We start from the raw sequence: 24,794 nt of genomic DNA, 5'->3' as shown, positions 1-24,794 counted from the left end.
CATGGAAAGCAACAGCATACTTAAGCAACCGCGGGCGGTATGGGCCGTCTTCTTCGCGGGCATCATCGCCTTTATGGGCATCGGGCTCGTCGACCCGATTTTGCCGGCCATCGCCAAAAAGCTGCATGCCTCCACTAGCGAGGTCAGCTTGCTTTTCACGAGTTACAACGCCGTCATGGCCGTCGCCATGCTCGTTACCGGCACGATTTCTTCCCGCATCGGGATTAAAGGCACGCTGCTGTCGGGGATCGTCATCATCGCTTTATTTTCAGGTCTCGGCGGCATTTCCAACGGCATTTGGACGCTGGTCGGACTCCGGGGCGGCTGGGGCTTCGGCAACGCCTTGTTCGTCGCGACCGCGCTGGCCGCGATCGTCTCCTTGTCCACCAGCGGAGTGACCAAAGCCATCATCCTTTATGAAGCCGCCATCGGACTCGGCATCTCCGTCGGTCCGCTGCTCGGCGGCGAGCTCGGCGCCATTTCCTGGAGAGGGCCGTTCCTCGGCGTCGCCGCGCTCATGGTCATCGCCTTCGTCGCGCTGACGCTGATGATGCCGAAGTCGAAAACCCCCGCCGGCGCAAGGAAGAAAACCTCACTGCTGGATCCGTTCCGCGCGATGAAGCACCGCGCGCTCGTCGTTTTCGGCTTCACGGCGTGTCTGTACAACTTCGGCTTCTTTACCTTGTTGGCTTACGCGCCGTTCGTCATGGGACTCGACGAGCATGGGCTCGGTTACGTGTTCCTCGGCTGGGGCATCCTGCTCGCGCTGACGTCCGTATTCATGGCGCCGAAGCTTCAAGCCCGATTCGGAACGGTGAAATCGATGTCCGCCATGCTGGCTCTCTTCGGTCTCGTGCTGCTCGCGATGGGGATCTGGACGAATACGCAATGGGTGATCATCGCCTGCGTCATCGTGGCCGGCGCCTTGCTGGGCAACAACAACACGCTGATCACGACCGGCGTCATGAACGCGGCTCCCGTAGAGCGTTCGACGGCGTCCGCGGCTTACAGCTTCCTGCGGTTCCTGGGCGGGGCCATCGCGCCTTACTTCGCGGGCAAGCTGGCCGAATGGTACAATCCGCACGTTCCATTCATCGTCGGCGCCGCGTTCGTGCTCGCTTCCGTCGTTTTCATCGTGCTGAATCGGAAACACGTACGGCATGTGGATTTGGCTGCGCCGTCTCACTGACGCCCTTGGACAAGCTGGCGCATTCGCGAAAGGCGAATTGGGAGCATCCCAAGCACGTGTTGGCGTCCATCCGTTGCAAAGCATAATTAATCGCTTCTCCCGTATGGGAGAAAAAGCGATCTTCCCCGATGATCCGGTCCAGTCCCGTTCGTCTCAGCACGTCGCGGGGTTGAGGCTGGATGCCCGAAATGAGGACGATGCCCCCGTGCTTGTGCATATCCTTGACGACCACGGCGAGATTGGATTCGCCGGTCGTGTCCAGAAACGGAACCCGGCTTAGCCGGAGGAGCAGGAAGCGGGGCCGGGCGTGAATCGTGCTCATGACGGTCGTTTCGAAAACCGCGGCGGCTCCGAAGAACAGGGCGCCTTCCACGGTAAATATGGCAAGCTGCGGACAATCGTGGCCTTCCCGTACTCTACGGGAGGCCACTTTCTCGTTTTTGGCCGCGGGGTCGGGCAGCACCTTGGAGACGGTCAGCAATTCGCTCATCCGCTTGACGAACAGGACGGCCGCGAGCAGCAATCCGACCTCCACCGCCACGGTCAAATCCGCCAGTACCGTGAGCAGGAAAGTGATGACCAGCACGATGGAATCCGCCGTACGCGTGCCCACGATATGCGCGAAGTGTTTGCGTTCGCTCATGTTCCAAGCGACCACCATGAGAACGGGGGCGATCGCGGCCAAAGGAATGTCCGACGCATAGGGTGCGAACAACAGAAGGACGAGCAGTACGGTCACGCCGTGGAACATGCCGGACAGGGGACTGGCGGCGCCGTTTTTGATGTTGGTGGCCGTTCTCGCGATGGCGCCGGTCGCCGGAATGCCGCCGAACAAAGGCGCGACGATGTTTGCGATGCCTTGGCCGATCAATTCCCGGTTGCTGTGATGGCGGGTCCCGGTCATGCCGTCCGCGACGACGGCGGACAAAAGGGATTCGATGCTCCCCAGCATGGCGATGATAAGCGCCGGGTAGAACAACGTCTTCAGCTTCTCCAACGTGATGTTCGGCCAATGGAATGCGGGCAGCGAACCGGAAATCGCTCCGAAGGATGATCCGATCGTCTCCACGCGGCCGCCGAACAGCCAAATGGCGGCGCAGCTCGATACGATCAAACCGACCAGCGAGCCCGGTACCTTAGGAAAGAGTCGCGGAGTCAGAAGGATGCAGGCCAAACAGATGACGGCCGTCAGCACGCTGTAAAGGTTCGCCGTGTTCAGGTGAGTCACGATTTCACGCATGTTGGGCAGGAAGTTCTGATGCTTCTTAAGGCCGCTCAGCCCGAGGAAGTTCGCGATTTGACCGGTGAAAATGATGACGGCGATACCCGCGGTAAAGCCGATCGTAACGGGGCGGGGGATGAAACGAATCAACAAGCCAAGCCGGAATATTCCCATAAGCACAAGGAAGGCTCCCGCCATCATCCCTGCGATCAGGAGGTTCTCGTAGCCATAATCCATGACGATGGCAAGCAGGATGGGCACGAACGCGCCGGTCGGCCCCCCGATCTGGAATTTGGATCCGCCCAGCAGCGAAATCAGGAAGCCCGCGACGATAATCGTGTAGATTCCGTATTGCGGCTTAACGCCGGAAGCAATGGCAAAGGCCATACCTAAGGGGATGGCGATGATGCCCACGATCAACCCGGCCAATAGGTCGCGCTTGAGATCTCTGACCGAGTAGTTCGCAAACCGTCCGCGTTGTTTCGTCAATTTGAATACCTTCTTTTTTAAATATTTGATTATTTGAATATAATGGCCATAAAATTGCCGCGCTTTGCTCACGTGCCGGACGATTCTTACTCTTTGCGGATATTCTCCAGAATCGAAATTGCGTCCACCAAATGATTGTCGAAAATTTGCCGGGCGACCTGAAGCAGATCCCTGATGAGCGGATCCCGGAGCGAATAAATGACGGATGTACCTTCTTTCGTGCCGAACACGACGTTTTTGCCCCGCAGCACGGCGAGTTGCTGGGATACGGCGGAACCTTCGCTGCCGAGGATCGCCTGGAGCTCGTTCACCGTTTTGTTGCCTTCGCTCAGCACCTCCAGAATCCGAATGCGCAGGGGATGGGCCAGCGCTTTAAAAAATTCCGCTTTGAATTGCGGAAGCTCTCGATACATACCGTAATCTCCTTAATCTTTGAATATGCAAATATTTTATATTCAGTATAGCACAGCCGATGTGACTTTTATCACATTCCGTCGGCGTCCCTTCCGATAAACTGGCAACATAGAGGATGATTACCTTACATCGAAGGGGAAGAACAACATTGAGACTCGGACTGGTTAAAAAGATCGTCATCGGCATCACGGCAGTATCCGTTGTAACCTATGGGTGCAGCGCCTTTTTTATTTTTTACCTGAAGGACCTGATCGCGCCTTCCATGGCTTCGTGGGCGTACGTTTCTATGATTTTGCTGCTCGGCATCGTCTGGAGCGGCATTCTGGGCTGGCTTGGCGCCATCTGGCTGATCCGGCCGTTGCTGCGATTGTCTGCCGCCGCTAATGAAGCGGCGACGGGAAATCTGAAGGTGCAGATTCCGATTCATCCGTCGGATGACGAAATTCGCTTGCTCAGCGAATCGTTCGCGAAAATGATCGGCGGATTGAGGCAGCTGATCGGGGATCTTTCCGGCAACGTTACGTTTACACGCGACCATGTCCGCGCCCTCAGCGGCGGTATGGAGGAGGCGGCTATGCAGGCCGAACAGGTCGCCGGAGCGACGGAAACGATCGCCGGCGGAGCCGCGGAGCAGGCGGAATCGGCTATGGCCACGTTCGCGGCCGTCACGCGGATCAAAGAAACGGCCGAGGCGATGGGCGGCAGGGCCGACGCCTCGCGCGCCATCGCCCATGATATGTTGGAGACGCTCGCAGACAGCGAAGCGATCGTGAGGTCCCTGGTGGACGGCATGATGGAAATGGCCCGGTCCAGCCGCGAGTCGATGCGTATTGTCGAAGAACTCCGCGAAAACGCCAACCATATTCGAAGCATTTCATCCGTGGTCGGCGGAATCGCAGGCCAGACGCATCTGCTCGCGTTGAACGCCTCGATCGAAGCGGCGAGGGCGGGGGAGACCGGACAAGGCTTTGCCGTCGTCGCGGGCGAGATCCGGAAACTCGCCGAAGAAAGCGCGGACGCCGTCAAGAACATTAACCGGCTCATCGCGGGGATGGAGGCCGGCGTATCCGGCGTCGTCAAGAAAACGTCCGCGCAAGAACGGCTGGCCATGGCCGAATCCGGCAAGGGGGAGGCGGCCAAGGCGGCGTTGGACCGGATCAGCCTTGCCGTGAAGGAAACGGCGAACGCGGTCGACGGCATCGCGGCCGGCATCGCCGAGCAATTGGACCAAGTCGAGAGCGCGAAGGACAAAACCCGGGAGGTCGGCGAGATCGCCAAGCGGATTTCCGCCAGCATCCGGCAGGTTTCTTCTTCGGTGCAAGAGCAGATGGCGGTTTCCGAGGAACTGGCGGCTGCTTCGTCCGCTTTGGAAAACCAAGCCGACGCCCTCCATGCCAAAGTCGGCGTGTTCCGCGTCTAGTTGACAAACTCCGTGCGCTAGGAAGATCATAAGGGAATGGAAATCCCCTCTCTCGATATGATTTTGTTTCTCCTTGCCGCAGGGTTCGTCGCCGCTTTCGTCGATTCCGTCGTCGGAGGCGGGGGACTCGTCACGGTGCCCGCGCTTCTCATGACGGGGCTTGCTCCCGGTCTCGCGCTAGGCACGAATAAGTTCGGCGGCACGCTGTCTTCTTTGACCAGCTCGGCATCGTTTTTCGCGTCCGGGAAGGTCGAGGGCAAGCTTGTCGCCCGGCTGTTTCCGCTATCGTTCGCCGGAGCCGCGCTCGGCACGTATACCGTCCAGCGAATTCCGTCGGAGTTCCTGCGTCCGCTCGTGGTCTGCATGCTGGCCGTTATCCTGGTGTACACGCTGCTCAAGAAAAACTGGACGGGCTCCGGCCGCGCAAATGAAGGGTTATCGAGAAAATCGGGCCTTATCGTGGCCGCCGCAGCGGTGGTGATCGGCTTTTACGACGGTTTTTTCGGGCCGGGCACCGGCTCGTTCCTTCTGTTCGTATTCCTGCTGGCCGGTTTCGATTTCGTTCGGGCTTCCGGCAACGCCAAAGTGCTGAACCTCGGCAGCAACGCCGCGAGCCTGCTTCTGTTCGCGCTTTTCCACTCCATCGATTACGGCTATGGGCTGTTCCTCGGGGCGGCGATGATCGCGGGCGCGTGGACCGGTTCGCGGGTGGCCATCCGGAAAGGAGCCGCGTACGTCAAGCCTTTGTTCATCGTTGTGACAACCGTGCTGATTGGAAAGCAGCTGTGGGATTTGTGGCGAGGTTAATTTTATCCGGGTAAAAGCACTTGCTAAGTTATTGCTTTCCGACACTAAAATGGCGCCCTGGGTCGGTTCGACCGCAGAGTTACTGCTTTTGGACACTAAAAGCTTGCATTTGCTTTCATATCGACGGTGAAACAGGCGATTTAGCGTCGAAAGGCAATAAAACGACCCCGCTTTCGCGATCTAAGCCGAAGTTAGTGCCAAAAAGCAATAAAACCGGGGCGGCGTTGGTTGAGCGACGGCTACTGCGGCTGCAATGCCGAACAAGAAGACAAGAAGACCCTTGGGATTCCCCAAGGGTCTTCTTGCCGTTATCGGCCTCGATGCTTGTTCTTGGCTTTGGCGATTTTGGCTTCCCATTTGGCTTCACGCGCTTCTTCCGTTCTCAGGCGGTTTCGGAGATGCCGTTCCTTCTTGCGCTTCTCGTACTCCAACTGGAGAGCGGCTTGCGCGATAGTCGACGCCCCGCGTGCTTGCAGCTCACGGGAGGCTTGCCTGGCCAGCCGTTTCGGATTCACTCTGCCCTCTGCGGGTTTGGCGCCCGCATTGACCTCCTCGGTCAGACCGGCGATCAACCCCGGGTTACGGCTTCAGCCAGCTAGAGGACCCCGCGTTCCTGAAACACTTTTTTGGCGGTAAAAACCGCGTTCAACACACGGGGAAATCCGGTGTACGGGATGCAGTGCATGAGCGCCTCGACGATTTCAGCCGGGGTCAGCCCGACATTCAGCGCCGCGTTCAAATGGACGTTTAGCTGAGGTTCGCAGCCGCCTTGGGCGGTTAGGGCTGCCAAAGTCACCAGCTGGCGCTGCTTGAGATCCAGACCCGGCCGCGAGTAGATGTCTCCGAAGGCGAATTCCACGACGTACCGCCCCAGATCGGGCGCGATATCCCCGAGGGAATCGATCACGCGCTGTCCGCCTTCCCCGTCCACCTCCATCAATTTTCGCCAGCCTTGTTCGTAACGAGTCGTTGTCATGAATAAGTCCTCCTATAAGGGAATGGACCCATTCTAAACTTTAGAGCGCGCTCGAAGGCAATACTTTCCGGGAATGAAAAAAGTCCGCGGTTCCGCGGACCTTCTTGGCTATTCCACCAGCGCGGCGATCGCCGGATCCGAAATCAGGTCCCGGTCGCGGTACGTCGCCTGTATGATGTCTTCCCTCGAACTGATGATGCCGTTCTGCAGCATCACCGCTTTGAAGCCCCGCTCGAGCGCGCCGTTGTAAGTAAAGAGCACGCATTGCTCTGCGGCGAATCCGGCCACGATGACCAGATTCACTTCTTTTTCTTGCAGGAGCCGTTCGAGATCCGTCTTCCAAAACGCATTGGCTTGCTCCTTCTTGACGTGCAGGTCTCCCGGGAATATCTCGATTTCGGGAATGAATCCGATCGCCTCCATACCGGATTCGTCTGCGCCTTCCACGTCTTGTACATGAACCACTATGTGATCCTTGCTTCTAAGCAATTCCGCAACGTAATTGATATAGACGCATGCGCGGGGTACTTTGAACTCTTTCATCCGATCCTGAAGAAAGTGCTTCTGCATGTCGACGATTACAAGCGCTATTTTCATCCCCAATAACGCACCCCTTTCTATAGTTAGGGGTATTCTCGCCGCAACCATGTTTTTCCTGCAAACAAAAATGCCCATCACCAAATGCGTGTTGGGCATTTTTCTGCCTAATTCAGTTCAACGATGCGATTGATTTCCGTGCCTTCCGTGTTCTTGCCCATCAGTCGCCGGAGCATGAACTTCGCCATCTTGAACTTATTCCAGGAATCCCAATACTCTGCGGTGTCGGCTTTGACCTTGATAAGGACCAGGTTCGGATCGTCATATTTGGTATCCAAGAGTTCCTCGTAGACCGGGTTCCAGAATTGTTTCACCTTTTCCGGACTTTCCACGAGCTCGGCTTCGCCGCGAATCGAAACGAATGATTGATCCGCGTAAGCCACGTTGACTTGCTTGTTGTGAAGCAGCTCATGGAATTTACCCGAATCTTTCTTGGTCAGAAACCACAGATCGCCGTCGAACTCGACATCCTGGGTTTTCATGGGGCGCGAAACCAGCCCTTCATCCGAGATCGTCGTCAGCATCGCCGTTTTGATGCCTTTGATCAAATCCCGTACTTTCTCGATCGCTTCTTGGTCTGTGGACGTTGGAACCATCGATTCGTCACCTCTCGTTATGCATATTGCATTAGTATTACACCCTCCGCTGACCGGCAAACCATCGTATAATTGAGTGTAAAAAATACTTGACATTATGTATTGTAGGTAATACATTGTGTATAGAAATATTTACCTGTATACGCCATGAAATCACCAAGTCAAGGAGAGAGCAAAAATGAAAACCTCGTTCGCTTCGAAACTCATCCGCTGGGCAGGGTTAGCGGCTATGCTGGCCGGTATTCTTTACATCTTCATCCAAACGATCCACCCGCTCGATAAACTATCGTCCGTCACCACGGATACGTGGGCCATCACCCATTATCTGACGATTGCCATGGCGCTGCTCGGCCTGCTCGGCATTACGGGGATTTTCGCCAGGCAAGCGAACGAGGCCGGTTGGCTCGGCCTGATCGGGTATCTCCTGTTCGGTTTCTTCTGGGTGGCGACGGCCGCCTTCGCGTTTGTCGAAGCGTTTATTTTGCCGATACTCGCCGCTGACGTGCCGAAGTTCGTGGAAGGCTACTTGGGCATCTTCGGCGGCACCGCAAGCGAGTTTGATCTGGGCCTCCTGCCGGGCGTCGCGCCGGTGGGCGGGGTCGTGTATATCCTGAGCGGACTCCTGCTCGGCATCGCCACGTTCCGCGCCGGCATCCTGCCGCGCTGGGCCGGTGTTCTGCTCGCCTTCGGGTCCGTGGTGACTCTCGCGTCGTCGCTGCTTCATCACCCGCTCGATCGGATCTTGGCGGTGCCGATGGGCCTGGCGTTCATATGGCTGGGATTCGCTCTCTGGTCGGAACGGCGTGGGAAAGCTGCATTTTGAGGAGGTAAAGCCGTGTCGGACAACTGGGATACCTATTTTACGTATATTGATCGCAAACCGGCATCCTTCTTTTTGGATTTGGACCCGTGGGAGGAGGGGACAAACGAAAAGTTTGTCCATTTGTACCGGCTTAGCGTGGTCTTGAAGGAACCCGACAATATCGGACTTACCACAAACGCGGAGGCAGAGGTTTTGTTCGCGGCCGAGGATTCGATCCATGATTTGCTGGATGAGCATTATTTGTTTGTCGGCAGAGTTACGACTGAGGGAAGAAGAAATTTTTATTACTACACGGATTCCGAAGATGTGAACCTGCTTCAAAACCTTGCAGCGAGAAGCCTTGAAAACTATCGCTACACCTTCGGACGTATCGAAGAAAAGGAGCCGGGGGCCTTTTATCGAGAATTTCTGTATCCGAATAAAGCGAACTGGCATCGCTTGATGAACCGGCATCTCGTCAATAAGTTGAATGAATTGGGAGACACTTTGGAGAAACGGCGGGAAGTCACCCACTGGATTTATTTCGACTCTGCGGAATCCCGTCGTCTTTTCCAAGAGAAAGTCCTGAAAGACGGGTTTCGGATCGTAGATCAGGAGCAATCAAACCAGAGGTACTCGCTTTGCATCTCTAGAAATGACCTCGTGGATTTGCATGCCATCAGCGGCGTAACCGATGTTTTGGTCCATGCGGCGGAGGAGTGCGGCGGAGACTACGACGGCTGGGAAACGAAAGTTATCGAAGATCGTAAAGGATGGCTACACGGGTTAAAAAAGATTTTCAAGTCCGGCGAGTGAGGATACAATGTTCGCTATGGAACCTTTAACAATCCAACGGATGGCGGATCTGTCCGGCCTTTCCGTACATACGCTTCGCTATTACGAGAAAACGGGGCTCATCCACGCGGTGGAACGCGACTCCAGCGGTTATCGCCGGTATTCGCCGGCCGACGTCGACTGGGTGCGGTTCCTGTTGCGGCTGCGGACGCTGGGGATGCCGATTTCCGAGATGAAACTGTATTCCGATTTGCGATATGAAGGCGACTCCACGGCGGAGGCCCGAATGGAGCTGCTTCAAAAGCACAAGCGGAAAGTGGAGGAGCGGATCCGCGAGTTAAGCGGACATCTGGAGAAGCTAGAGGACAAAATCGATTACTACAAAGGCATGCGCATGACGACAGCCGCTTCGATTCAATTGGACCGTTTGGACCATTTCGTGCTCACCGTTTCGGATTTGCAGGCGACCGTCCGTTTTTATTCCGAAGTGCTCGGCATGGAGCCCGTGCAATTCGCGGGAGGAAGATACGCCCTGAATTTCGGGAGGCAGAAGATCAACTTGCACGAGAAGGGCAAGGAGTTCGAGCCGAAAGCGCACGCTCCGCTCCCTGGAACCGCGGATTTGTGTTTCATCGCGCACACGCCCGTAGCCGAAATCATGCGGATATTGGAACAACGGGGAATCGCCGTGGAAGAAGGACCGGTACGCCGGACGGGGGCGCTCGGCCCGATCGAGTCCGTCTATTTCCGCGACCCGGATTTGAATCTGATCGAAGTATCGAATTACGCAGAAGCTTAAAAGGTTACCCTTAGAAAGCCTGATTCTCAAGATCGGGCTTTTTTCTGTATCGAAAAAGACGGATTTATGAATCGAATTGCCTTCGGCGAACCTTTACATTGGGGGTATACCGTCCGAATGAGGTGACTTCATGATCAAAATAGCGTTTCTGCAAGAAGGCCAAGGCTACTATCCGCGCATCCTTTGGGGCGACGGTCCCGCGGATGCGTTGATTTTTCCGGCTCCCGTCACGGTGCACTACCTGAACCGCGGGAGTAAGGCCATGAATTATACTAAGGTTTCGAAACGGAGTGATTCCGAGTGGGCCGCGGAAGCCGAATGGGAAGAAGCCGGCTGCCGGTTTCGGGTACTTGACGTTTGGTCGGCCGATGAGGGCAGGGCGGTATTGACCCGCCGCTTTCTTGCCGGGAAAGCCGAGGGAGAATGCACGCCGGCCGAAGGCGTCCAACTGGAGCTCCGAGCGGAGATTCCGTCGGACGCCGGCCGTACATGGCGCTTCGCCCATCCCGCGACGCATTATTCCGACCCCGTTCCGTTGTCCGAAATTCGGGAAGCGAAAGTGTTCATGGAGGATAGGCTGACCTACCCCGCGGTGATCGCCTTCCAACCGGAAGAGAAGCGTTATTTCACGCTGGGAAGGGTTTCCCTGCCGGTCTTCAGCGAGGCGCCGCGGCGCACGGCAGCGAAGGAAAACTTCTACTTGCAGAAGACGGAGGTCGGCTCGATCGGTTATTCGGGAGGCCGGGACGAGGTGGTTCTGCGGGCGTTTTGGCCTTACTTCGAAGGAGACCGGAGCGTCGCTTTGAACGCCGGGCGCGTACCCGTATCGGCATATTATCCGCTGGAAGGAACACCCATGGAAATGGAACTGTCGTACGACTTCCGCTTCGGCCATGGAGACACGTTCGCGGATGCGGTGTACGGCGCGTTCAAGGGATATGCGGAACTGAATCCGCCTCAACCGGCGGAACTTCCGTTCTCGCTGGAGGATTCAATGGAGTACCGCCGGGTTTCCTTGCGAAGAAGCTACTGCGAGTTGGAGAACGGAGGCGCGGGCTTCTTCTTCCATTTCGATCCGAGACACGGTTACGGCTCGCAGCCTTCCGGTTTCGGAACGTCGTTCAACAACATTCCGCACGAGTCGTACACCCGCATTTTGGAATACGGCTTCACGGGACGGCAGTTGAACACGGTGTACTCCCTCGCCAGTAGCGACGGCGGGGAGTGGATCGAGCGGGGCCGCAAGGTCGTGCAGTTCTTCGTAGACCGCATGCCGAAGCCTTCCGGCTTCCTCTATTCCTTGTATGACATCGAGAATGACAAGCCGTTCGCTTCCTTCGGAGAAGAGGGCGCGCCGAAGCTGCACTACATTTCTCATGGAAACATTCCCGGCAACTATCTCCGCACGATGGTGGAACCGGCGTTCGATTTGCTCATGTGTTATCAGCTGTACGCTTCGCTGGGGAGCGAACAGGCTTCTTGGTGGGAGACGACCCGGAACTTCGCCGATTTCCTGCTGAACGTGCAAAACGAAGACGGCTCCTGGTACCGCGCGTTCGAGCCGGACGGCACGCCGCTGAAAAACGCGGAGGGCTTCGGCAATGACGAGTTCTCGTCCAAATCGGCCAGCTCGATTCCCATCCTGTACCTGATCGCCATGGGGCAGCAGGCGGGAGAAGCGGGCCGGAAGTATTTGGAGGCTGCTCGCAGGGCGGGTGATTATGTCCTGGAGACGTACGTGCCGCTGGACCATTACCTTGGCGGAACACTGGACAACCCGAACGTCATCGACAAGGAAGCCGCTCAATACACGTGCGCCGCTCTATACGGGATGTACAAGCTGACGGGCGAGAAACGCTATCTGGAAGGCTCCGTGCGGGCAGGCAAAATTTTCGTTACCTGGAACTATGTTTGGAACGCGCCTTGTTTGCCCGGCACCGACCTCCACCGAGCCGATTTCAAAACCGTCGGCAACGGAGGCATCAACTCCATCTGGGGCGGCGGGGTCGTCGACATTTACTCCCTGTTCCATATCGAAGAACTGGACCGGGTAGGCGAAGAGACCGGCGAGGACTTCTTCCGGCGCATGGCGGAGTGGATCGCGATCGGTACGCAGCAGGTGCTTTCGCATCCCGGCGACCTGATGGGCTTCACGGACCTGGGCATGCAGCCCGAGGGCTTCGGGGTCTGCAACCAGGGGATCGACGAAGGAATGATCGCCAAAGGCGACATTTGGGGAACGCTCGGCTGGATCTATTCGGCCGGCATTTACGGCTTGGGCAAATACCTGGCCGCCCGCGGGCGTTAACGAAAGTGTATAAATAATCGAATGAAAACGAACACAAACGTGAATGTAAAGCGTTGCCGTTATCCGGTACATTGAAGAGGCACGAGAGATAAACCTTTACACCCTCAAGGGAGGATCATCACATGACCAGAAAAAGCAAATGGCTTGGCGCAGGGGCATCGCTCGTTCTCGCCGCGTCCCTCGTCCTGACGGGTTGCGGCTCGAAATCCGGCGACGCCGGCAGTTCGCCGACCGGTTCCGCGTCCTCGAGCGAGGCTTCGTCCGGCAAGGAAATCGACTTGACGATGCTGAGCAGTTGGAGCACCGACACCGAGCGGGGCAAAGCGCTCAAGACGATCGTAGACAAGTTCAACCAGGAAAACGCCGGCAAAATCAAAGTGTCCGTGGACATCAACCCGGACTGGCCTTCTTACCAGGAGAAAGTAAAAACGATGATCGCGGCGAACCAAACGCCGGATCTGTTCAACTACAACTTCAACCCGAACGACCTGTCCCGTCAGCAATCCGGCAAGCTGCTGGACTTCACCCCGTACATGGACGCCGAGTGGAAAGCCCGCTTCTCGGAGCAGGACCTGCAAGCCATGACGGTGGACGGCAAGCTGACCTCGATTCCGTTCGAGAAAGCCGGCATCCTGTTCTACTACAACAAGGAGCTGTTCACGAAAGCGGGCATCGCCGAATTCCCAAAAACGTGGGATGAATTCTTCCAGGCCTGCGACAAGCTGAAAGCGGCAGGCATCACGCCGATTTCCCTGATGACAGCGGACGACGCTTGGCACACGACGAATGCGTTCACGTACCTGGCCGCAAGCATCGCCGGAACGTCCGTGTTCGAACCGGGCAAATCGCTCGATACGCCGGAAGTCGCCAAAGCCGCCGAATACCTGAAGAAGCTGTTCGATAATACAACGCCCGACGCGCTCGGCGGCAACTATTCCGTCAGCTCCAACAACTTCCTGACCGGCAACTCGGCGATGATCATCGACGGCCCGTGGCTGATCGGTTCGATTAAAGAAGACATGGCCTCCAAGATCGGCGTGGCTGCGGCCCCGACGTTCGGCGACGGCAAGGTACAGCCGGGCTTCACGGTTACCGACGCTTACACGCCTTGGGCGGCAGGTGTGCAAAAAGACAAGAACAAAGAACAAGCGATCGTGAAATTCCTGAAATTCATGACTTCGGAAGAAAGCTCGAAAACGTTCACCCTTGAAGGACACATCCTTTTGTCCACGAAGTTGAACCTGAGCGCGGACGAGGCGAACAAATCCGGCCCGGTCATGGGACAGTATATCCAAACGAACAGCAAGTCCCCCGAGAGCATCGTGAATATCGTTCGGACTCTCAAACCCGGCGCGATTTCCAAGCTGCCTTCCATTATCGAGAAGCTGGCACTCGGTAAGGCATCGCCGGAAGAGTTCGCCAAAGAACTTCAGGCCGCCAACCAATAATCCCTATCATGACCGGCGTGAAGGGGAGGGTCACCCTCCCCTTCATTCCATGAAAGGAGCGGCGTTCGCATGACCTCAAGGCAAATATACTGGTATCTCGCACCCGCCTTGCTCTTTACCGTCGTCTTTTTCGTATTCCCGATCCTGTTCGTGATGTACGTCGACCTGCACGAGTGGAACGGGCTCGGCGCGATGAAATTCGTCGGACTGGACAATTTCCGCTTCCTGTTCGACGATCCTTCGTTCAAGACCGCAACCGTCAACACGATTTACTGGATTTTGGCCGGCATTTTCCTGCACACGCCGCTCGGCCTGCTGCTCGCCCTCATCCTGTTCAAAAAACCGCGGGGCTGGAAAGCGTTCCGCCTGCTATTCTTCCTGCCGAACGTCATTTCGACGACGGCGCTCGCGTTCCTGTGGTACTTCGTGCTGCACGTGTCTCTCGGCCTGGTGAATAACGGGCTGAAGGTCGCGGGCTTGACCTCCTGGACGCATGCGTGGCTGTCCGATCCGGGCACGGCCGTGTTCGCCAACATGGTGCCGTTCGTGCTGTACGTCGGCTTTACGATGGTGATCTTCCTCACGCAAATGTCGACGATCTCGCCAGACATGTACGAAGCCGCGGACATCGACGGAGCGACCTCGTGGCAGAAGGACCGGTACATCACGATTCCTCTGGTCAAGAGCGCCATCGGAATCAACATCATTTTCAACACCGCGTTCTGTCTCCGCATGTTCGAATATCCGCTGCTCATGACCAACGGCGGCCCGGCCGATTCTTCGCTGAACTTATCCCTGTACATCTACCGGGAAATGATCACGGCGAACCGGTACGGCGTCTCGATGGCGGCGGGCCTGGTTACGATCCTGCTCGGCGCAGTTGCCATGCTGCTCGTATTCGGCGTCCTTCGCATCGGAGAAAGGAGGGGGTTGCGGTGAAAGGTTTCCGTTGGCTCGTCATCGTTCTGTTTCTGTTGGTCACGCTCGTTCCGTTCTTGTGGCTGATCCTGGCTTCGTTCAAAACCAGCTCCGAGCTGTTCTCCGCTCCCTTCAAGCTGCCCGAGCATTGGTCCTGGGACAACTACCGGTCGGTGCTGGAGAGCCATCCGATTCCGAAGTATTTCTTCAATTCGCTGATCCTGGCGGTCTCGTCGACGATTCTGGCGGTCGCCATCGCCACGCTCGTTTCCTACGCGTTCATGTATAAGTTCAAATTCAAGCCGGGGCTGCTGTTGCTGATCACGTTCGGCATCTTCATCCCGACTAACGCGTTCCTGGTTCCCTATTACTTCATCGTGAACTGGATCGGGCTGTACGACAGTTTGGCAGGCGTTGCGTTGGTGTACGCAGGGGTCTCCCTACCTCTCAGTATCCTGATCGTCAAGACGTACATGGAGTCCATCCAACACGAAATTCTGGAGGCTTCCTTTATCGACGGGGCCAGCGTGCACCGGACGTTCTTCAACGTTATTCTGCCGATTTCTTATCCCGGCATGACGACGGCGAGCATCTTCCTGATGATCACCGCGTGGAACGAGCTGTTGTTCGCCAACCTGTTGACGCAGAGCGAAGGCACCCGTACGCTGCAGGTGGCGATCCGCTTCTTCCTGTCGACGTTCTCGGCCAACTATCCGGTCGCGTTCGCGGCCATGGTGATCGCGGTTCTGCCGACGATTCTCATATATTCCCTGTTGAGTGAGAAAATAATCGGTGGACTGACCGCAGGCGCCGTGAAATAATCGGGGTATTCTGTTTTCGGCGCCAAAGGGGGAGCGGAAATGCGAGTCATGATCGTGGACGACGAGGCCGTCATTCGTGACGGCCTTCGCGCTTTGATCAATTGGAGGGCGTCGGGCTTCGAGGAAGTCGTGGACGCGAAAAACGCGATGGAAGCGATGGAGAAGATGGAACGGTATTTGCCGGATCTCATCATCACCGACATATTCATGCCCGAGATGTCCGGCCTGGACTTCGCGAAAAAAGTTCGGGAGCGGTATCCGTTCATCCGCTTCGTCATCCTGACGGGCTACGAGAAATTCGAATACGCCAAGGAAGCGATCGAGATCGGAGTGGCCAAATACATGGTCAAACCGATTTTCCCCGAAGAGCTGAAGCAGATCGTAGAGAGTCTTCGGGACGAAATCCAGCAGGAGAGCCGGCTGCGGAACTGGAATGAAGCTGCCGCGCGGCGCTTGGATCAATACAAGCCCATCGTCGAGGAGAATTTCTGGCGTGACGTGCTGGAGGGAGCGATTCCGACGACGCGGGAATTCGAGGCGCGGGCGAAGGCCGGCGACATCGAGGCTTCTTATCCCGTATACGCCTGCACGGCCATCCGCATCTGCCGGCCGGAGCAGGTGTATTCCCGTTACGGCGAGAATGAAATGCCTCTCGTTCGGTTCGCGATTCGGAATATCGTGGAGGAGATCCACGGCACCTCGGTCGTCCACATGCTGGAGCATGGGGACACCACGCTGATTGGCCTGCTTTCCCGGCCCGTCGATGCCGAAGCCTGGAGCCGGACGGCCGAAGCGATCGAACGCACGCTCAAGATCGCCGTCGGGATCGGAGGGGGATACCCGAGGAGCGATCCGACGGAGCTTCGGGTCGCGGCTTCGGAAGCGCTAGAGGGCACCCGATATTTGGCTCTGATGGACCGCACGGGCTTTATCCGCTTCGAGGATATCCCTTCCCGCAGCCGGGAGCGCGTCGAATATCCTTACGAGGAAGAGAAGGAGTTGCTGGAAACGCTGCGGTATCGGGGGCGTCCGGGCGAATCGGCGCTGGCTCCGTTCCTGGATCGGTTGTCGTCGCAAAATCCGACGCCCGAGGAGATCCGGCTGTCCTTCGTCCAACTGATGGCAGCCGTCTACCGGCTCGCCGACGAGCTCGGAGTGAACGGCATCCCGTCTTACTCCGAGAGCGTGGCCAGGCTGGAGAAGCTGAGCTCGTACCAGCAGATGCAGAAGCTCCTGCAGGAACTCTTCGCCGGCATCGCGGAAGGGAAAGACGCCGGACAGGCCGATTACGTTGGCCGTCTCGTCGACCAAGCGCGGCAGCTCATCGATGACAGGTTCCGGGACTCCTCGCTTAGCGTGGCCCAGATCGCGCAGGTGCTTTGCATCACGCCCAACTACCTGTCCCGGATTTTCCATCAGAAAACCGGGACCACCTGCGTCGAATACATCACCGATTGCCGGTTGGAGGAGGCCAAACGGCTGCTCCGGAGGAGCGAACTGAAAAACTATGAGATCGCCGAGAAGGTCGGCTACGCGAATCCTCATTATTTCAGCTTCATGTTCAAGAAAAACGTCGGGTGCTCGCCCAGCGAATTCCGCGAGAAGGCGGAAGCTCCCCAATGAAATCGCTCAGGACCCAGATGATGCTGTTCTTCTCCCTGATTATTCTGGTCCCGGTCATCCTGAGCAGCGTGAACGTTTATTATGCTCTTCAGCATTACCTGATGCAGAGCTATATCCGGCATCAGGAGCAGGTCGGCGGCAACCTCGCCGGGGAGCTGGACGGCTTGCGGCAGAAGCTGGAGGATTTGTCCCTCCGGATATTCGGAGACCGCGACATCCAGGCTTACCTTGCCACTCCCATGCCGGCGCCGTCCGCCGATCAGCTCGAAAAGACGACTCGTTTCCGACAGGCGGTACAGAAATACGCGAGCTCGGAAGATCCGCGCGTGTCTCTGTTTCTCGTGAAGGGACAAAAGACGGTTTACGGCGACGGGTACGAGATCCAGCGGTATATCCAGCTGCACATGGCCGCGGCCGACCAATATGGCGGCCTTCCTGTGTGGGACGTCTGGAACGAGCAGGGGAAGGTCGTCCTGTACCGTCAAATCAACGATAACCAGACCGACCTGACCCGGACGATCGGCTACCTGTTCCTGTTTTTCGACCGTTCCGAAATCGAGCGGACGATCGCGCGTTACACGTTGGACGCCGGCCAGCAGTTCGGGGTCTATGACCGGGAAGGGTATTTCTCCGTCATCACCGACGCTTCGATGGATCCCGAGCGGGTTCGGGAACTGGGCGAATCGTTAGGCGGGGGAGGGGAGCGCGAGCTGCGGCTCGGGGATGCAAGGAGCGTGGCTTTCGCGAACGTCCGGGGACCCTGGACGCTCGTATCCTGGATACCCCGCGAGCTGGTGCTGGAACCGGCCGCCGAAATGTTCTACGGCATTTTGTTCACGGCCGTCGTGCTGCTGATCTTCTCCATTTTCCTGGTGCTGTTTCTGTCCCATCGGATCACCAAGCCGCTCAAACTGCTGCAGCGCAAAATGAAGCACATCGGGGAAGGCCGGTTCGCCGTGCGGATTCCGATTGAACGCAACGACGAAATCGGGGAATTGACCCAGGCGCTCAACAGTATGTCCGACGAAATCGTAAGCCTGATCGAGAAGAACAAGGAAGAAGAAAACAAGCGCCGGCAGATTCAGCTGCAGACGCTTGAATACCAAATCAACCCGCATTTTCTGTACAACACGCTGGATTCGGTCAACATGCTGGCCCGCAGGCACGACGATCCCGTGATCGCGGACATCGTCACGTACCTATCCCGGCTTTTCAGGATCGGCCTCAACCAGGGGCGCGAGATGATCACGGTCGGGGACGAAATCCGGCACGTGACCTATTACCTGAAAATCCAGGAGATCCGTTTCGCGGGCCAGCTGTATTGGGACATTCAAGCCGACGACAGCATCGAACGCGTGAAAATGATCAAGTTCATCTTGCAGCCCCTGGTCGAGAACAGCATCAACCACGGCATCCGCAAACGGGACGAAGCGGGCCACATTTACGTGCGGGCTTGGGGCGAACCCGGATTCGTCGTCCTGGAGGTCGAGGATGACGGCGTCGGCATGGACGCGGAACAGCTGGAGCGGGTCCGGGCTTCGCTGGAGGAGGACGCGGAGGAGGAGACGGATAAGGATCACGGCTTCGGCCTACGCAACGTGCACCAGAGAATCCGGCTCCATTACGGCCCGGAATTCGGGCTGGCGCTGGCCAGCGAGAAAGGGTCCGGGACGGTCGTCACCGTGCGGCTTCCCGACCCGTCGGGAGATAAAGAAGTGCGAGAAGGCAACGATGACGGAGGTGGAACCCGTGGTTTCCATTAGCAATTCGGTTTTTCTGTGTGAGCTGTCCAGCCGGGGGTTCATCGAGCGGCTGGTGATGAAGGGCGATCCCGAGGGTATGAATTGGGTTCTCGACGCTTCTTATCTTCATCAGGCCGGTTACCCGGACGAAGACAAGCTATTCGGGCATTTCGGCGTTCGGGTGGACGGAGAGGACTATACGAGCAGTGCGTTTCCGGCTCCGGCATTGCTGCGCTCGGGCGAGAACCGGGTCGATGCGGTGTACGGGTTTGGCCGTTTCCAGGTGAAGATCGGCTACGATTTGAGCGGGGATGAGGGCAGCCTGACCTGGAATATCGCGTTGCGGAATACGGGCAAAGGACCGCTCACGGTCGAGGACTTCGGGATCTGGGCTTCCGTCGCTTACGTGATGTTCAAGGACCCGGACGTGCGGCGCAACATGGAGCAGTCTTGTGCCGTTTTCCCTTCGGTATCGAAGCATTTCAGCAAATTGGCGTGCGTGCGCCGGAGCAACCGAGGTCCCCATCTCGGCCTCTACGCCGTGGAGGGAGAAACCAGGTCGGTCGGCACTTTCTGCCGGTTCGAGAACCTGTTTTTCCACGACGTGTCGCCGTCTTTGGACGGAATTCTGTATCACCGTCTGGTTCTGGTCGGAGACGGATTGACGGGTTCATCCGGTTCCGCTGCCGCGGCGTCGTCGGATTGGATCTACGGCGGCGAAGGCGAACCCGTCACGATCGGGGAAGGCGCGTCTTTGACTTGGGCATATCGCATTCTTCCATTCGCGTCGCGGGAAGAGTTCTATGAGCTGGCCGGGCGCTTGGGCCATCCCGTATGGGATGTTCCGCCGGTGGCGGTTAAGGGCGGCTCGTTCGAGGCTGCGGTGCGCTTGCCGGAGGGACAAGGGCCGAGTGCGCTGTGGTTGGAAGAAGCGGAGGAAGGCCGAGTGGTCCGGCGGGAGCTTTACGGGGCGACTGAGGCGGACGGAACTTTTCGGTTTCGGCTGGAAGCCGGGAAGCCTGGCGAGAAGAAGCTGTCCCTGCAGACCGGCGGCGGGAGGACGGACAGCGTCGTGTTCAACGTCACGGAGCCCATCCGTGAGGTGATCGAAGCGCGGGCGGACTTCATTTGCCGCGAATTGTGCGCGGGACCGGACGCCGAGACGCCTCATGCGTTCCTGCCGATCTCGAATCAGGGGGAATCCCTGGGCAAAGCCGTGTTCGTCCTGATGAAGAATGCCATAGGCACCCGGGATGCGCGGCAAATTCGCAAGGTGGAGGACGGGGCGGTACTTTACGTCCGTCCCAAATGGTTCACGGAGGGCGATTTCCGCCGTCCCACTCCGCTGTACGGACATTTCTACCGAATATTCGATCTGGATTACGTGGCACACGTATTCTACCTGCTGTCTCGTTTCGGGGGCGGTGAACTGGTCCGCCACGCGCCGGAGGAGTACCTGCGTTGGGCCGCCGAGGTGATGATCGTGCGTTTGGACCCCGCGCTTCACAAAGAGGAGCGGGAGCGGGAAGAGACGGAAATGCTCGGGGTCTACATCCTGTTCATCGAGGAACTTCTGCGGGACTTGGAACGCTCGCCGGAACTGAGGGAAGCGTATGACCGGCTTTCCGCGCTGTGGCGGACGACGGGCGAGCGCCTCCGGGCCGAGAGCGACTCTTATCGCGGCGCGGTAACGGAGCATTACTTCGATAACGCGGGCTTCGGGCCGACATTCGAGGCTTTGTGCCGGTCCGGACATCCGCAGGAAGCGACGCGTTATGGCGAGCTGCTGCTGGCCAACATCGGCTTCAGCAACGATTTCCGCGCGCAAAATCCGGACCGCTGGTGGGAAGCCCTGTCTTATATGATTCATTCCCTATGGGGCGGTCTCTCGGCGGCTTCGGCTCTCGTGGGGTATGAAACCCTGCGAGATCCGGAATATCTGCTGGCCGCCTACCGTTCCACGATGGCCGTATTCTACTGCTACGACTGGAATGCGACCGCCACGCGCCTGAAGCTGCGGAAGGGGGAGGCCGCCTCCACATACAGCGTGGCCGGCCCCCACCTGAATCGTCCGGACCTGTCCCGAAACCGCTTCGGGCAATCGACTTTCACCGAGCGGGACGGCGAGATTTTCAAAGGGCTGTTCCAAGGGGATTCCGGGTACGACTGGGACATGGGCGAGGAACTCGCGGCTTATTTGGCCGGCTTCGGCACGAAAACTTTTTTGTATCGGGCGGATGGAGAAATTCGTTGCGTGAACGGCGAAATCTTTTCCGAAGGCGGCCGGTACCGAGTGACCAGCTATGCCGCGTATCCGAGGGAATACCATTTTTACGAGGAGAACGCCTCTTACGTGTGCGGCGAGGGCGAGGAGGCGGGCGTCGTTTACTATGCGGACGGAAAATTCGAACGGGAATGAGAGTCTTTGGCGTTGGGACGAATTGCAACGGAGGCGGGAGATCCCGGTCGGGGCTGCCGGAGGACGGGCGTCGCTGAAGGTTAGACGGGATGCGGGGGGCGCGACCTTGCATGAGATCGAGCTTCATAACGGAGCTCTGACCTTCACTGTGCTGCCGGAAAGGGGGCTCGACATCGGGGAGATCGTCCTGGATGGCGAAAAAATGAGCTGGGAGCGGGGGGACAGCTGCCTGCTGCATCCGGATCGAGTGGACTTGACGGCAGGCGGCGGAACGGGCTGGCTGCAGGGCTTTTACGCCGCCGTTGCCTCGATCGGCCCCGAATTGTTCGGCACGCCGGGAGAAGGATATACGCTCCACGGCACCGGTTCCTATTCTCCGGCCGATTTGCGCAGCATCGCGGTTTGGGCGGATGAGGAGGGGCTGACCTTCGAAGGGAGCGTCAGCGTCGTCGGTTACGGGGAACGGCCCCAGTTCGGGAAACGGGTGCGACTGTTCACTCGCTGGGGCTCGGAATGCCTGCTCCGCGAGGAAACGACGACGAATCTGTCGGACCGCGCGTTGACGCTGGACGACGGCTATCACGTCCAGTTGTGCGGACCGTTTCTGCATGAAGGAGGCCGCTATGTGCTGCCCGTATCCTCGGAGGCGATGCTGCTGAGGGATAACGCCCCGCCGGAAGAGGATCCGCTGCGGATTCCTCCGATCTCGGAAGGCCTCTCGCCCATCCGCTGCTACCAATACGTTCCGGAAGCCGTACGCGGCTTGGAGGAACGGGCGGAGCTGCGCGATTATGTGGAGGCGATGCCGCAGCGGGCGGGATTCGCCGCCGAAATGGTCGTGAACGCTTCCGGAGACGCCGCCGGATACGTGATCCGGCCGCTGTCCGCCTTCCCTCGTTCGCTGATTGCCAAGGAAATCTCCGAATACGGATTCATGTTCGCGCTGGAGCCTTGCCGAACGAGGCCGAACCGCATGTCCCAGAAACACACGGACGGCGAAGCTTTCATTTTGCCGCCGGGCGGAAGCGATACGACCCAATGCCTCATCGGAGTCACGCAGGATCGGTCGCTGATCGGGGATCTTGAAAAGAAAATTCACCGCGGGTGAATGAAATGTCGGCCTGATGATCGTTTTTGAGCGATTGTCAGGTTTTTTCTTTTACTAGGGATTCTCGAGACATTAAGGTAAAATGGGATCTAACGCTAAAAAATGGGGAGTTTGAACGATGAGCAACGAAGAAGTCATTTTGACGCCGGAGGGCTTACAGAAACTGAAAGAGGAGCTCCACGAGCTGAAGACAGTGAAACGTAGGGAACTTGCGGAGAGGCTGAAAGTGGCGATCAGTTACGGCGACCTGAAGGAAAACAGCGAGTACCATTCGGCAAAGGACGATCAGGCGTTCATGGAAACCCGGATTCTGCAGCTGGAGCGCATGTTGAAAGTGGCCCAAGTCGTGGACCCGGGAAGCGCGAGAGCCGATAAAATCAACGTAGGTTCGGTTGCCGTCTTGTATGACGTCGAATTCGAAGAAACCGTGGAATACCGGATTGTCGGCACGGCCGAAGCGAATGCGGCGGAAAACAGAATTTCCTACATGAGCCCGCTGGGGACTCAACTCATGGGCAGGAAAGTCGGCGACGTCATTGAAGTCAATGCTCCGATGGGCACCATTCAATACAAGCTTCTCGAAATCAAGTAGCGGGGTTCCAAACAAACAAGGGCACGGGTCACTCGGATCCGCGCCCTTGTTTGTCGTCGAATACGAAGGGGCCGAAAACATAGGCAAGACCCGTTTACATAAACGTTGAAAAGCCGTATGCTTGGGCTATTATGGGAATGTCGTCACTCGTCGAGAATAAGGGGAAGAGACAGCCAAATGGCAGACACCACGGAAACGGCCGGTTATAAATCGATCGCGCTCGATCTCGCTCACCGGATCGTCAGCGGAGAATTTCCGGTCGGCAGCAAAATTTCGGGAAGATCCCTGCTCGCGGGGCAGTATCACGTTTCTCCAGAGACGATTCGCAAAGCGATCGGCCTGCTCAAGGACGAGAATATCGTTTCCGTCTCCCAAGGGAAGGAAAACGTCGTTCTTTCGGAACAGAAAGCAAGCGAGTACGTTACGAAAAACCATTACCTGAAATCCGTGTATTCCCTGAAGCAGGATCTGCAGCTGCTTCTTCGGCAAAAGAGAGAGATTGACCGGAAATTCGATTCCCTGCTGTCCGAGATCATTGAAGCCTCGGATCGCCTTCAGAATCTGAAGCCTTATCATCCCGTCGAAATCGAGGTCCGTGAGTCCTCCCACACCGTGGGCAAGACGATCGCCGATTTGCAATTCTGGCAAAACACGGGGGCGACCATTATCGCCTTGCGACGGGGAACGGGCGTATCGATCTCGCCCGGACCCCATGTCGTGATCCGGGAAAGCGACGTGCTGGTCGTCGTCGGGGACGAAAAAACGTATCAAAAAACCGAGCAGTTCATCAACCAACCGCGCAAGGAAGCTTGACCTCGTTCCTCTAAAGCACGAACCGCCCGTGGGGCGGTTTTTTATTGCATTGTTTTACAAACAACTTTTAAACGGTTAATAGGTTGTCAGTGTGGTTCGGTTTTGATATCATGAGGGTAGTTGAGCCTGTTCACGAGGGCTCTTCTTTGTTTTACAAGCCATATCCGCGAGGTGTAGCGAGGCCGTGTCAAACGATCGGGAACGGGAACGCACCTATAAACTGTATTTAAGCCATACCTGGAATCATAATCATTCCGTTCGGGAACTCAAATCTTTTATGGACGCCGAGGAGGCGTTCCGGTATCAGTCGTATTCCATCTCTCCTCATCATCCGGTTCATGCTGCGATGGAAGAACGGAAACTGTACGAGTTGATCAAAAGCAAAATGAAATTTTGCGATGCCGTGATTTTGCTGTGCGGCGTTTATCCGTCTTACAGTCGATGGATCAACAAAGAGCTGATCGCCTGTAAAGAGGAGCTTCGCAAACCGTTGATTGCGGTCGAACGCTACGGCTCGGCGAAAACCTCGCTGCTGGTCAAAGAAAACGCGGATCTTATCGTGGACTGGAATGCCGAAGCGATCACCGGCGCCATTCGGAAACTGGTCGAACCTTGATGGGATCCAACGGGCGAGGAAGAAAATTTTTACAAACAACTTCAATATAAAAATGAGTTGTCAGATTGGAAAGTCTTTGTTATAGTGGAAATAATTCGGTTGTCAACTTTCTCAACTCCATATTGAACAGCTTAGTTTCCGGCAAGAGCCGGGAAGCGGGGGAACCAATTTTTTGGGGCGAATCGGTCCGCGTTCAGGACCGTAGGGAACCATCTATCCCGAGTCCGTCAGCTAACCTCGTCAGCTTTGGATGGGTCAGGCATCTTCAGGCGCGGCTTCA

At 57.2% G+C, this 24,794-nt stretch carries 23 protein-coding genes, 1 pseudogene and 1 riboswitch; of the genes and pseudogenes, 18 read left to right on the top strand and 6 right to left on the bottom strand.

Annotated elements, in window-relative coordinates; translation table 11 throughout:
• Window position 1: 1 nt before the first annotated feature.
• Window positions 2-1,189 (top strand): MFS transporter, encoded by a 1,188-nt coding sequence (locus EAV92_RS13010; protein ID WP_123041493.1) that lies wholly within the window; start codon window positions 2-4, stop codon window positions 1,187-1,189.
• Here the strand turns inward: EAV92_RS13010 and EAV92_RS13005 are convergent.
• Complete coding sequence (locus EAV92_RS13005; protein WP_123043713.1) at window positions 1,131-2,900, bottom strand: SulP family inorganic anion transporter; 1,770 nt, start codon at window positions 2,898-2,900, stop codon at window positions 1,131-1,133. The two genes, EAV92_RS13010 and EAV92_RS13005, sit on opposite strands and share 59 nt — an antisense overlap.
• Window positions 2,901-2,986: 86 nt before the next feature.
• The gene (locus EAV92_RS13000) at window positions 2,987-3,313 is read right to left on the bottom strand and encodes an ArsR/SmtB family transcription factor (RefSeq protein ID WP_123041492.1); all 327 of its coding nucleotides are present in this window, start codon (window positions 3,311-3,313) and stop codon (window positions 2,987-2,989) included.
• Window positions 3,314-3,462: 149 nt separating this feature from the next.
• Here EAV92_RS13000 and EAV92_RS12995 point away from each other — a divergent pair, with 149 nt between their 5' ends.
• The gene (locus EAV92_RS12995) at window positions 3,463-4,734 is read left to right on the top strand and encodes a methyl-accepting chemotaxis protein (RefSeq protein WP_164472764.1); all 1,272 of its coding nucleotides are present in this window, start codon (window positions 3,463-3,465) and stop codon (window positions 4,732-4,734) included.
• A gap of 36 nt (window positions 4,735-4,770) precedes the next feature.
• The gene (locus EAV92_RS12990) at window positions 4,771-5,541 is read left to right on the top strand and encodes a sulfite exporter TauE/SafE family protein (protein WP_123041490.1); all 771 of its coding nucleotides are present in this window, start codon (window positions 4,771-4,773) and stop codon (window positions 5,539-5,541) included.
• 308 nt (window positions 5,542-5,849) lie between these two features.
• On the opposite strand, the gene EAV92_RS12985 is transcribed toward EAV92_RS12990, so the two are convergent.
• The 4 genes from EAV92_RS12985 to EAV92_RS12970 form a co-directional block, all read right to left on the bottom strand.
• Entirely contained in the window at window positions 5,850-6,113 is a 264-nt protein-coding gene (locus EAV92_RS12985; protein ID WP_123041489.1) for a DUF2992 family protein, read from the bottom strand.
• A gap of 23 nt (window positions 6,114-6,136) precedes the next feature.
• Complete coding sequence (locus tag EAV92_RS12980) at window positions 6,137-6,517, bottom strand: carboxymuconolactone decarboxylase family protein (protein WP_123041488.1); 381 nt, start codon at window positions 6,515-6,517, stop codon at window positions 6,137-6,139.
• Window positions 6,518-6,625: 108 nt separating this feature from the next.
• Window positions 6,626-7,114 (bottom strand): cysteine hydrolase family protein, encoded by a 489-nt coding sequence (locus EAV92_RS12975; RefSeq protein ID WP_123041487.1) that lies wholly within the window; start codon window positions 7,112-7,114, stop codon window positions 6,626-6,628.
• Window positions 7,115-7,221: 107 nt separating this feature from the next.
• Complete coding sequence (locus tag EAV92_RS12970; RefSeq protein ID WP_123041486.1) at window positions 7,222-7,710, bottom strand: pyridoxamine 5'-phosphate oxidase family protein; 489 nt, start codon at window positions 7,708-7,710, stop codon at window positions 7,222-7,224.
• Between the two features lie 178 nt (window positions 7,711-7,888).
• Here EAV92_RS12970 and EAV92_RS12965 point away from each other — a divergent pair, with 178 nt between their 5' ends.
• The 15 genes and pseudogenes from EAV92_RS12965 (at window position 7,889) to EAV92_RS12900 (ending at window position 24,514) form a co-directional block, all read left to right on the top strand.
• Window positions 7,889-8,533, top strand: a complete 645-nt coding sequence (locus tag EAV92_RS12965) for a hypothetical protein (RefSeq protein WP_123041485.1) — start codon at window positions 7,889-7,891, stop codon at window positions 8,531-8,533.
• A gap of 12 nt (window positions 8,534-8,545) precedes the next feature.
• Complete coding sequence (locus tag EAV92_RS12960; protein ID WP_123041484.1) at window positions 8,546-9,328, top strand: DUF695 domain-containing protein; 783 nt, start codon at window positions 8,546-8,548, stop codon at window positions 9,326-9,328.
• Between the two features lie 7 nt (window positions 9,329-9,335).
• Window positions 9,336-9,641 (top strand): annotated as a pseudogene (locus tag EAV92_RS24740) (MerR family transcriptional regulator); the annotation flags it as partial.
• 60 nt (window positions 9,642-9,701) lie between these two features.
• On the top strand, window positions 9,702-10,106 hold the full coding sequence (locus tag EAV92_RS24735) for a VOC family protein (RefSeq protein ID WP_206424328.1): 405 nt from the start codon (window positions 9,702-9,704) through the stop codon (window positions 10,104-10,106).
• 130 nt (window positions 10,107-10,236) lie between these two features.
• Window positions 10,237-12,414 (top strand): glycoside hydrolase family protein, encoded by a 2,178-nt coding sequence (locus EAV92_RS12950; protein WP_123041482.1) that lies wholly within the window; start codon window positions 10,237-10,239, stop codon window positions 12,412-12,414.
• 122 nt (window positions 12,415-12,536) lie between these two features.
• Complete coding sequence (locus tag EAV92_RS12945) at window positions 12,537-13,862, top strand: ABC transporter substrate-binding protein (RefSeq protein WP_123041481.1); 1,326 nt, start codon at window positions 12,537-12,539, stop codon at window positions 13,860-13,862.
• A 69-nt stretch (window positions 13,863-13,931) separates the two neighbouring features.
• Window positions 13,932-14,801 (top strand): carbohydrate ABC transporter permease, encoded by an 870-nt coding sequence (locus tag EAV92_RS12940; RefSeq protein WP_123041480.1) that lies wholly within the window; start codon window positions 13,932-13,934, stop codon window positions 14,799-14,801.
• On the top strand, window positions 14,798-15,601 hold the full coding sequence (locus EAV92_RS12935) for a carbohydrate ABC transporter permease (protein WP_123041479.1): 804 nt from the start codon (window positions 14,798-14,800) through the stop codon (window positions 15,599-15,601). The genes EAV92_RS12940 and EAV92_RS12935 overlap by 4 nt, the downstream gene beginning before the upstream one ends.
• Window positions 15,602-15,640: 39 nt before the next feature.
• On the top strand, window positions 15,641-17,224 hold the full coding sequence (locus EAV92_RS12930; RefSeq protein WP_123041478.1) for a response regulator: 1,584 nt from the start codon (window positions 15,641-15,643) through the stop codon (window positions 17,222-17,224).
• Window positions 17,221-18,987 carry a sensor histidine kinase gene (locus EAV92_RS12925; RefSeq protein WP_123041477.1) on the top strand — a complete coding sequence of 589 codons (1,767 nt, stop codon included), beginning with the start codon at window positions 17,221-17,223 and terminating at the stop codon, window positions 18,985-18,987. Before EAV92_RS12930 ends, EAV92_RS12925 begins: the two co-directional genes overlap by 4 nt.
• Window positions 18,974-21,385 (top strand): hypothetical protein, encoded by a 2,412-nt coding sequence (locus EAV92_RS12920; RefSeq protein WP_164472762.1) that lies wholly within the window; start codon window positions 18,974-18,976, stop codon window positions 21,383-21,385. Before EAV92_RS12925 ends, EAV92_RS12920 begins: the two co-directional genes overlap by 14 nt.
• On the top strand, window positions 21,357-22,493 hold the full coding sequence (locus tag EAV92_RS12915; RefSeq protein WP_164472761.1) for a DUF4432 family protein: 1,137 nt from the start codon (window positions 21,357-21,359) through the stop codon (window positions 22,491-22,493). Before EAV92_RS12920 ends, EAV92_RS12915 begins: the two co-directional genes overlap by 29 nt.
• Window positions 22,494-22,611: 118 nt before the next feature.
• Window positions 22,612-23,085 (top strand): transcription elongation factor GreA, encoded by a 474-nt coding sequence (gene greA / locus EAV92_RS12910; protein ID WP_123041474.1) that lies wholly within the window; start codon window positions 22,612-22,614, stop codon window positions 23,083-23,085.
• Window positions 23,086-23,262: 177 nt separating this feature from the next.
• Window positions 23,263-23,898 carry a GntR family transcriptional regulator gene (locus tag EAV92_RS12905; protein WP_123041473.1) on the top strand — a complete coding sequence of 212 codons (636 nt, stop codon included), beginning with the start codon at window positions 23,263-23,265 and terminating at the stop codon, window positions 23,896-23,898.
• Between the two features lie 184 nt (window positions 23,899-24,082).
• The gene (locus EAV92_RS12900; protein ID WP_164472760.1) at window positions 24,083-24,514 is read left to right on the top strand and encodes a TIR domain-containing protein; all 432 of its coding nucleotides are present in this window, start codon (window positions 24,083-24,085) and stop codon (window positions 24,512-24,514) included.
• A 118-nt stretch (window positions 24,515-24,632) separates the two neighbouring features.
• Window positions 24,633-24,775: riboswitch (cyclic di-AMP (ydaO/yuaA leader) on the top strand.
• Window positions 24,776-24,794 lie beyond the last annotated feature (19 nt).

Origin of the sequence: Cohnella candidum (assembly GCF_003713065.1) — a bacterium.
GTDB lineage: Bacteria > Bacillota > Bacilli > Paenibacillales > Paenibacillaceae > Cohnella > Cohnella candidum.
This window is presented reverse-complemented; position numbering and strand designations above follow the sequence as displayed.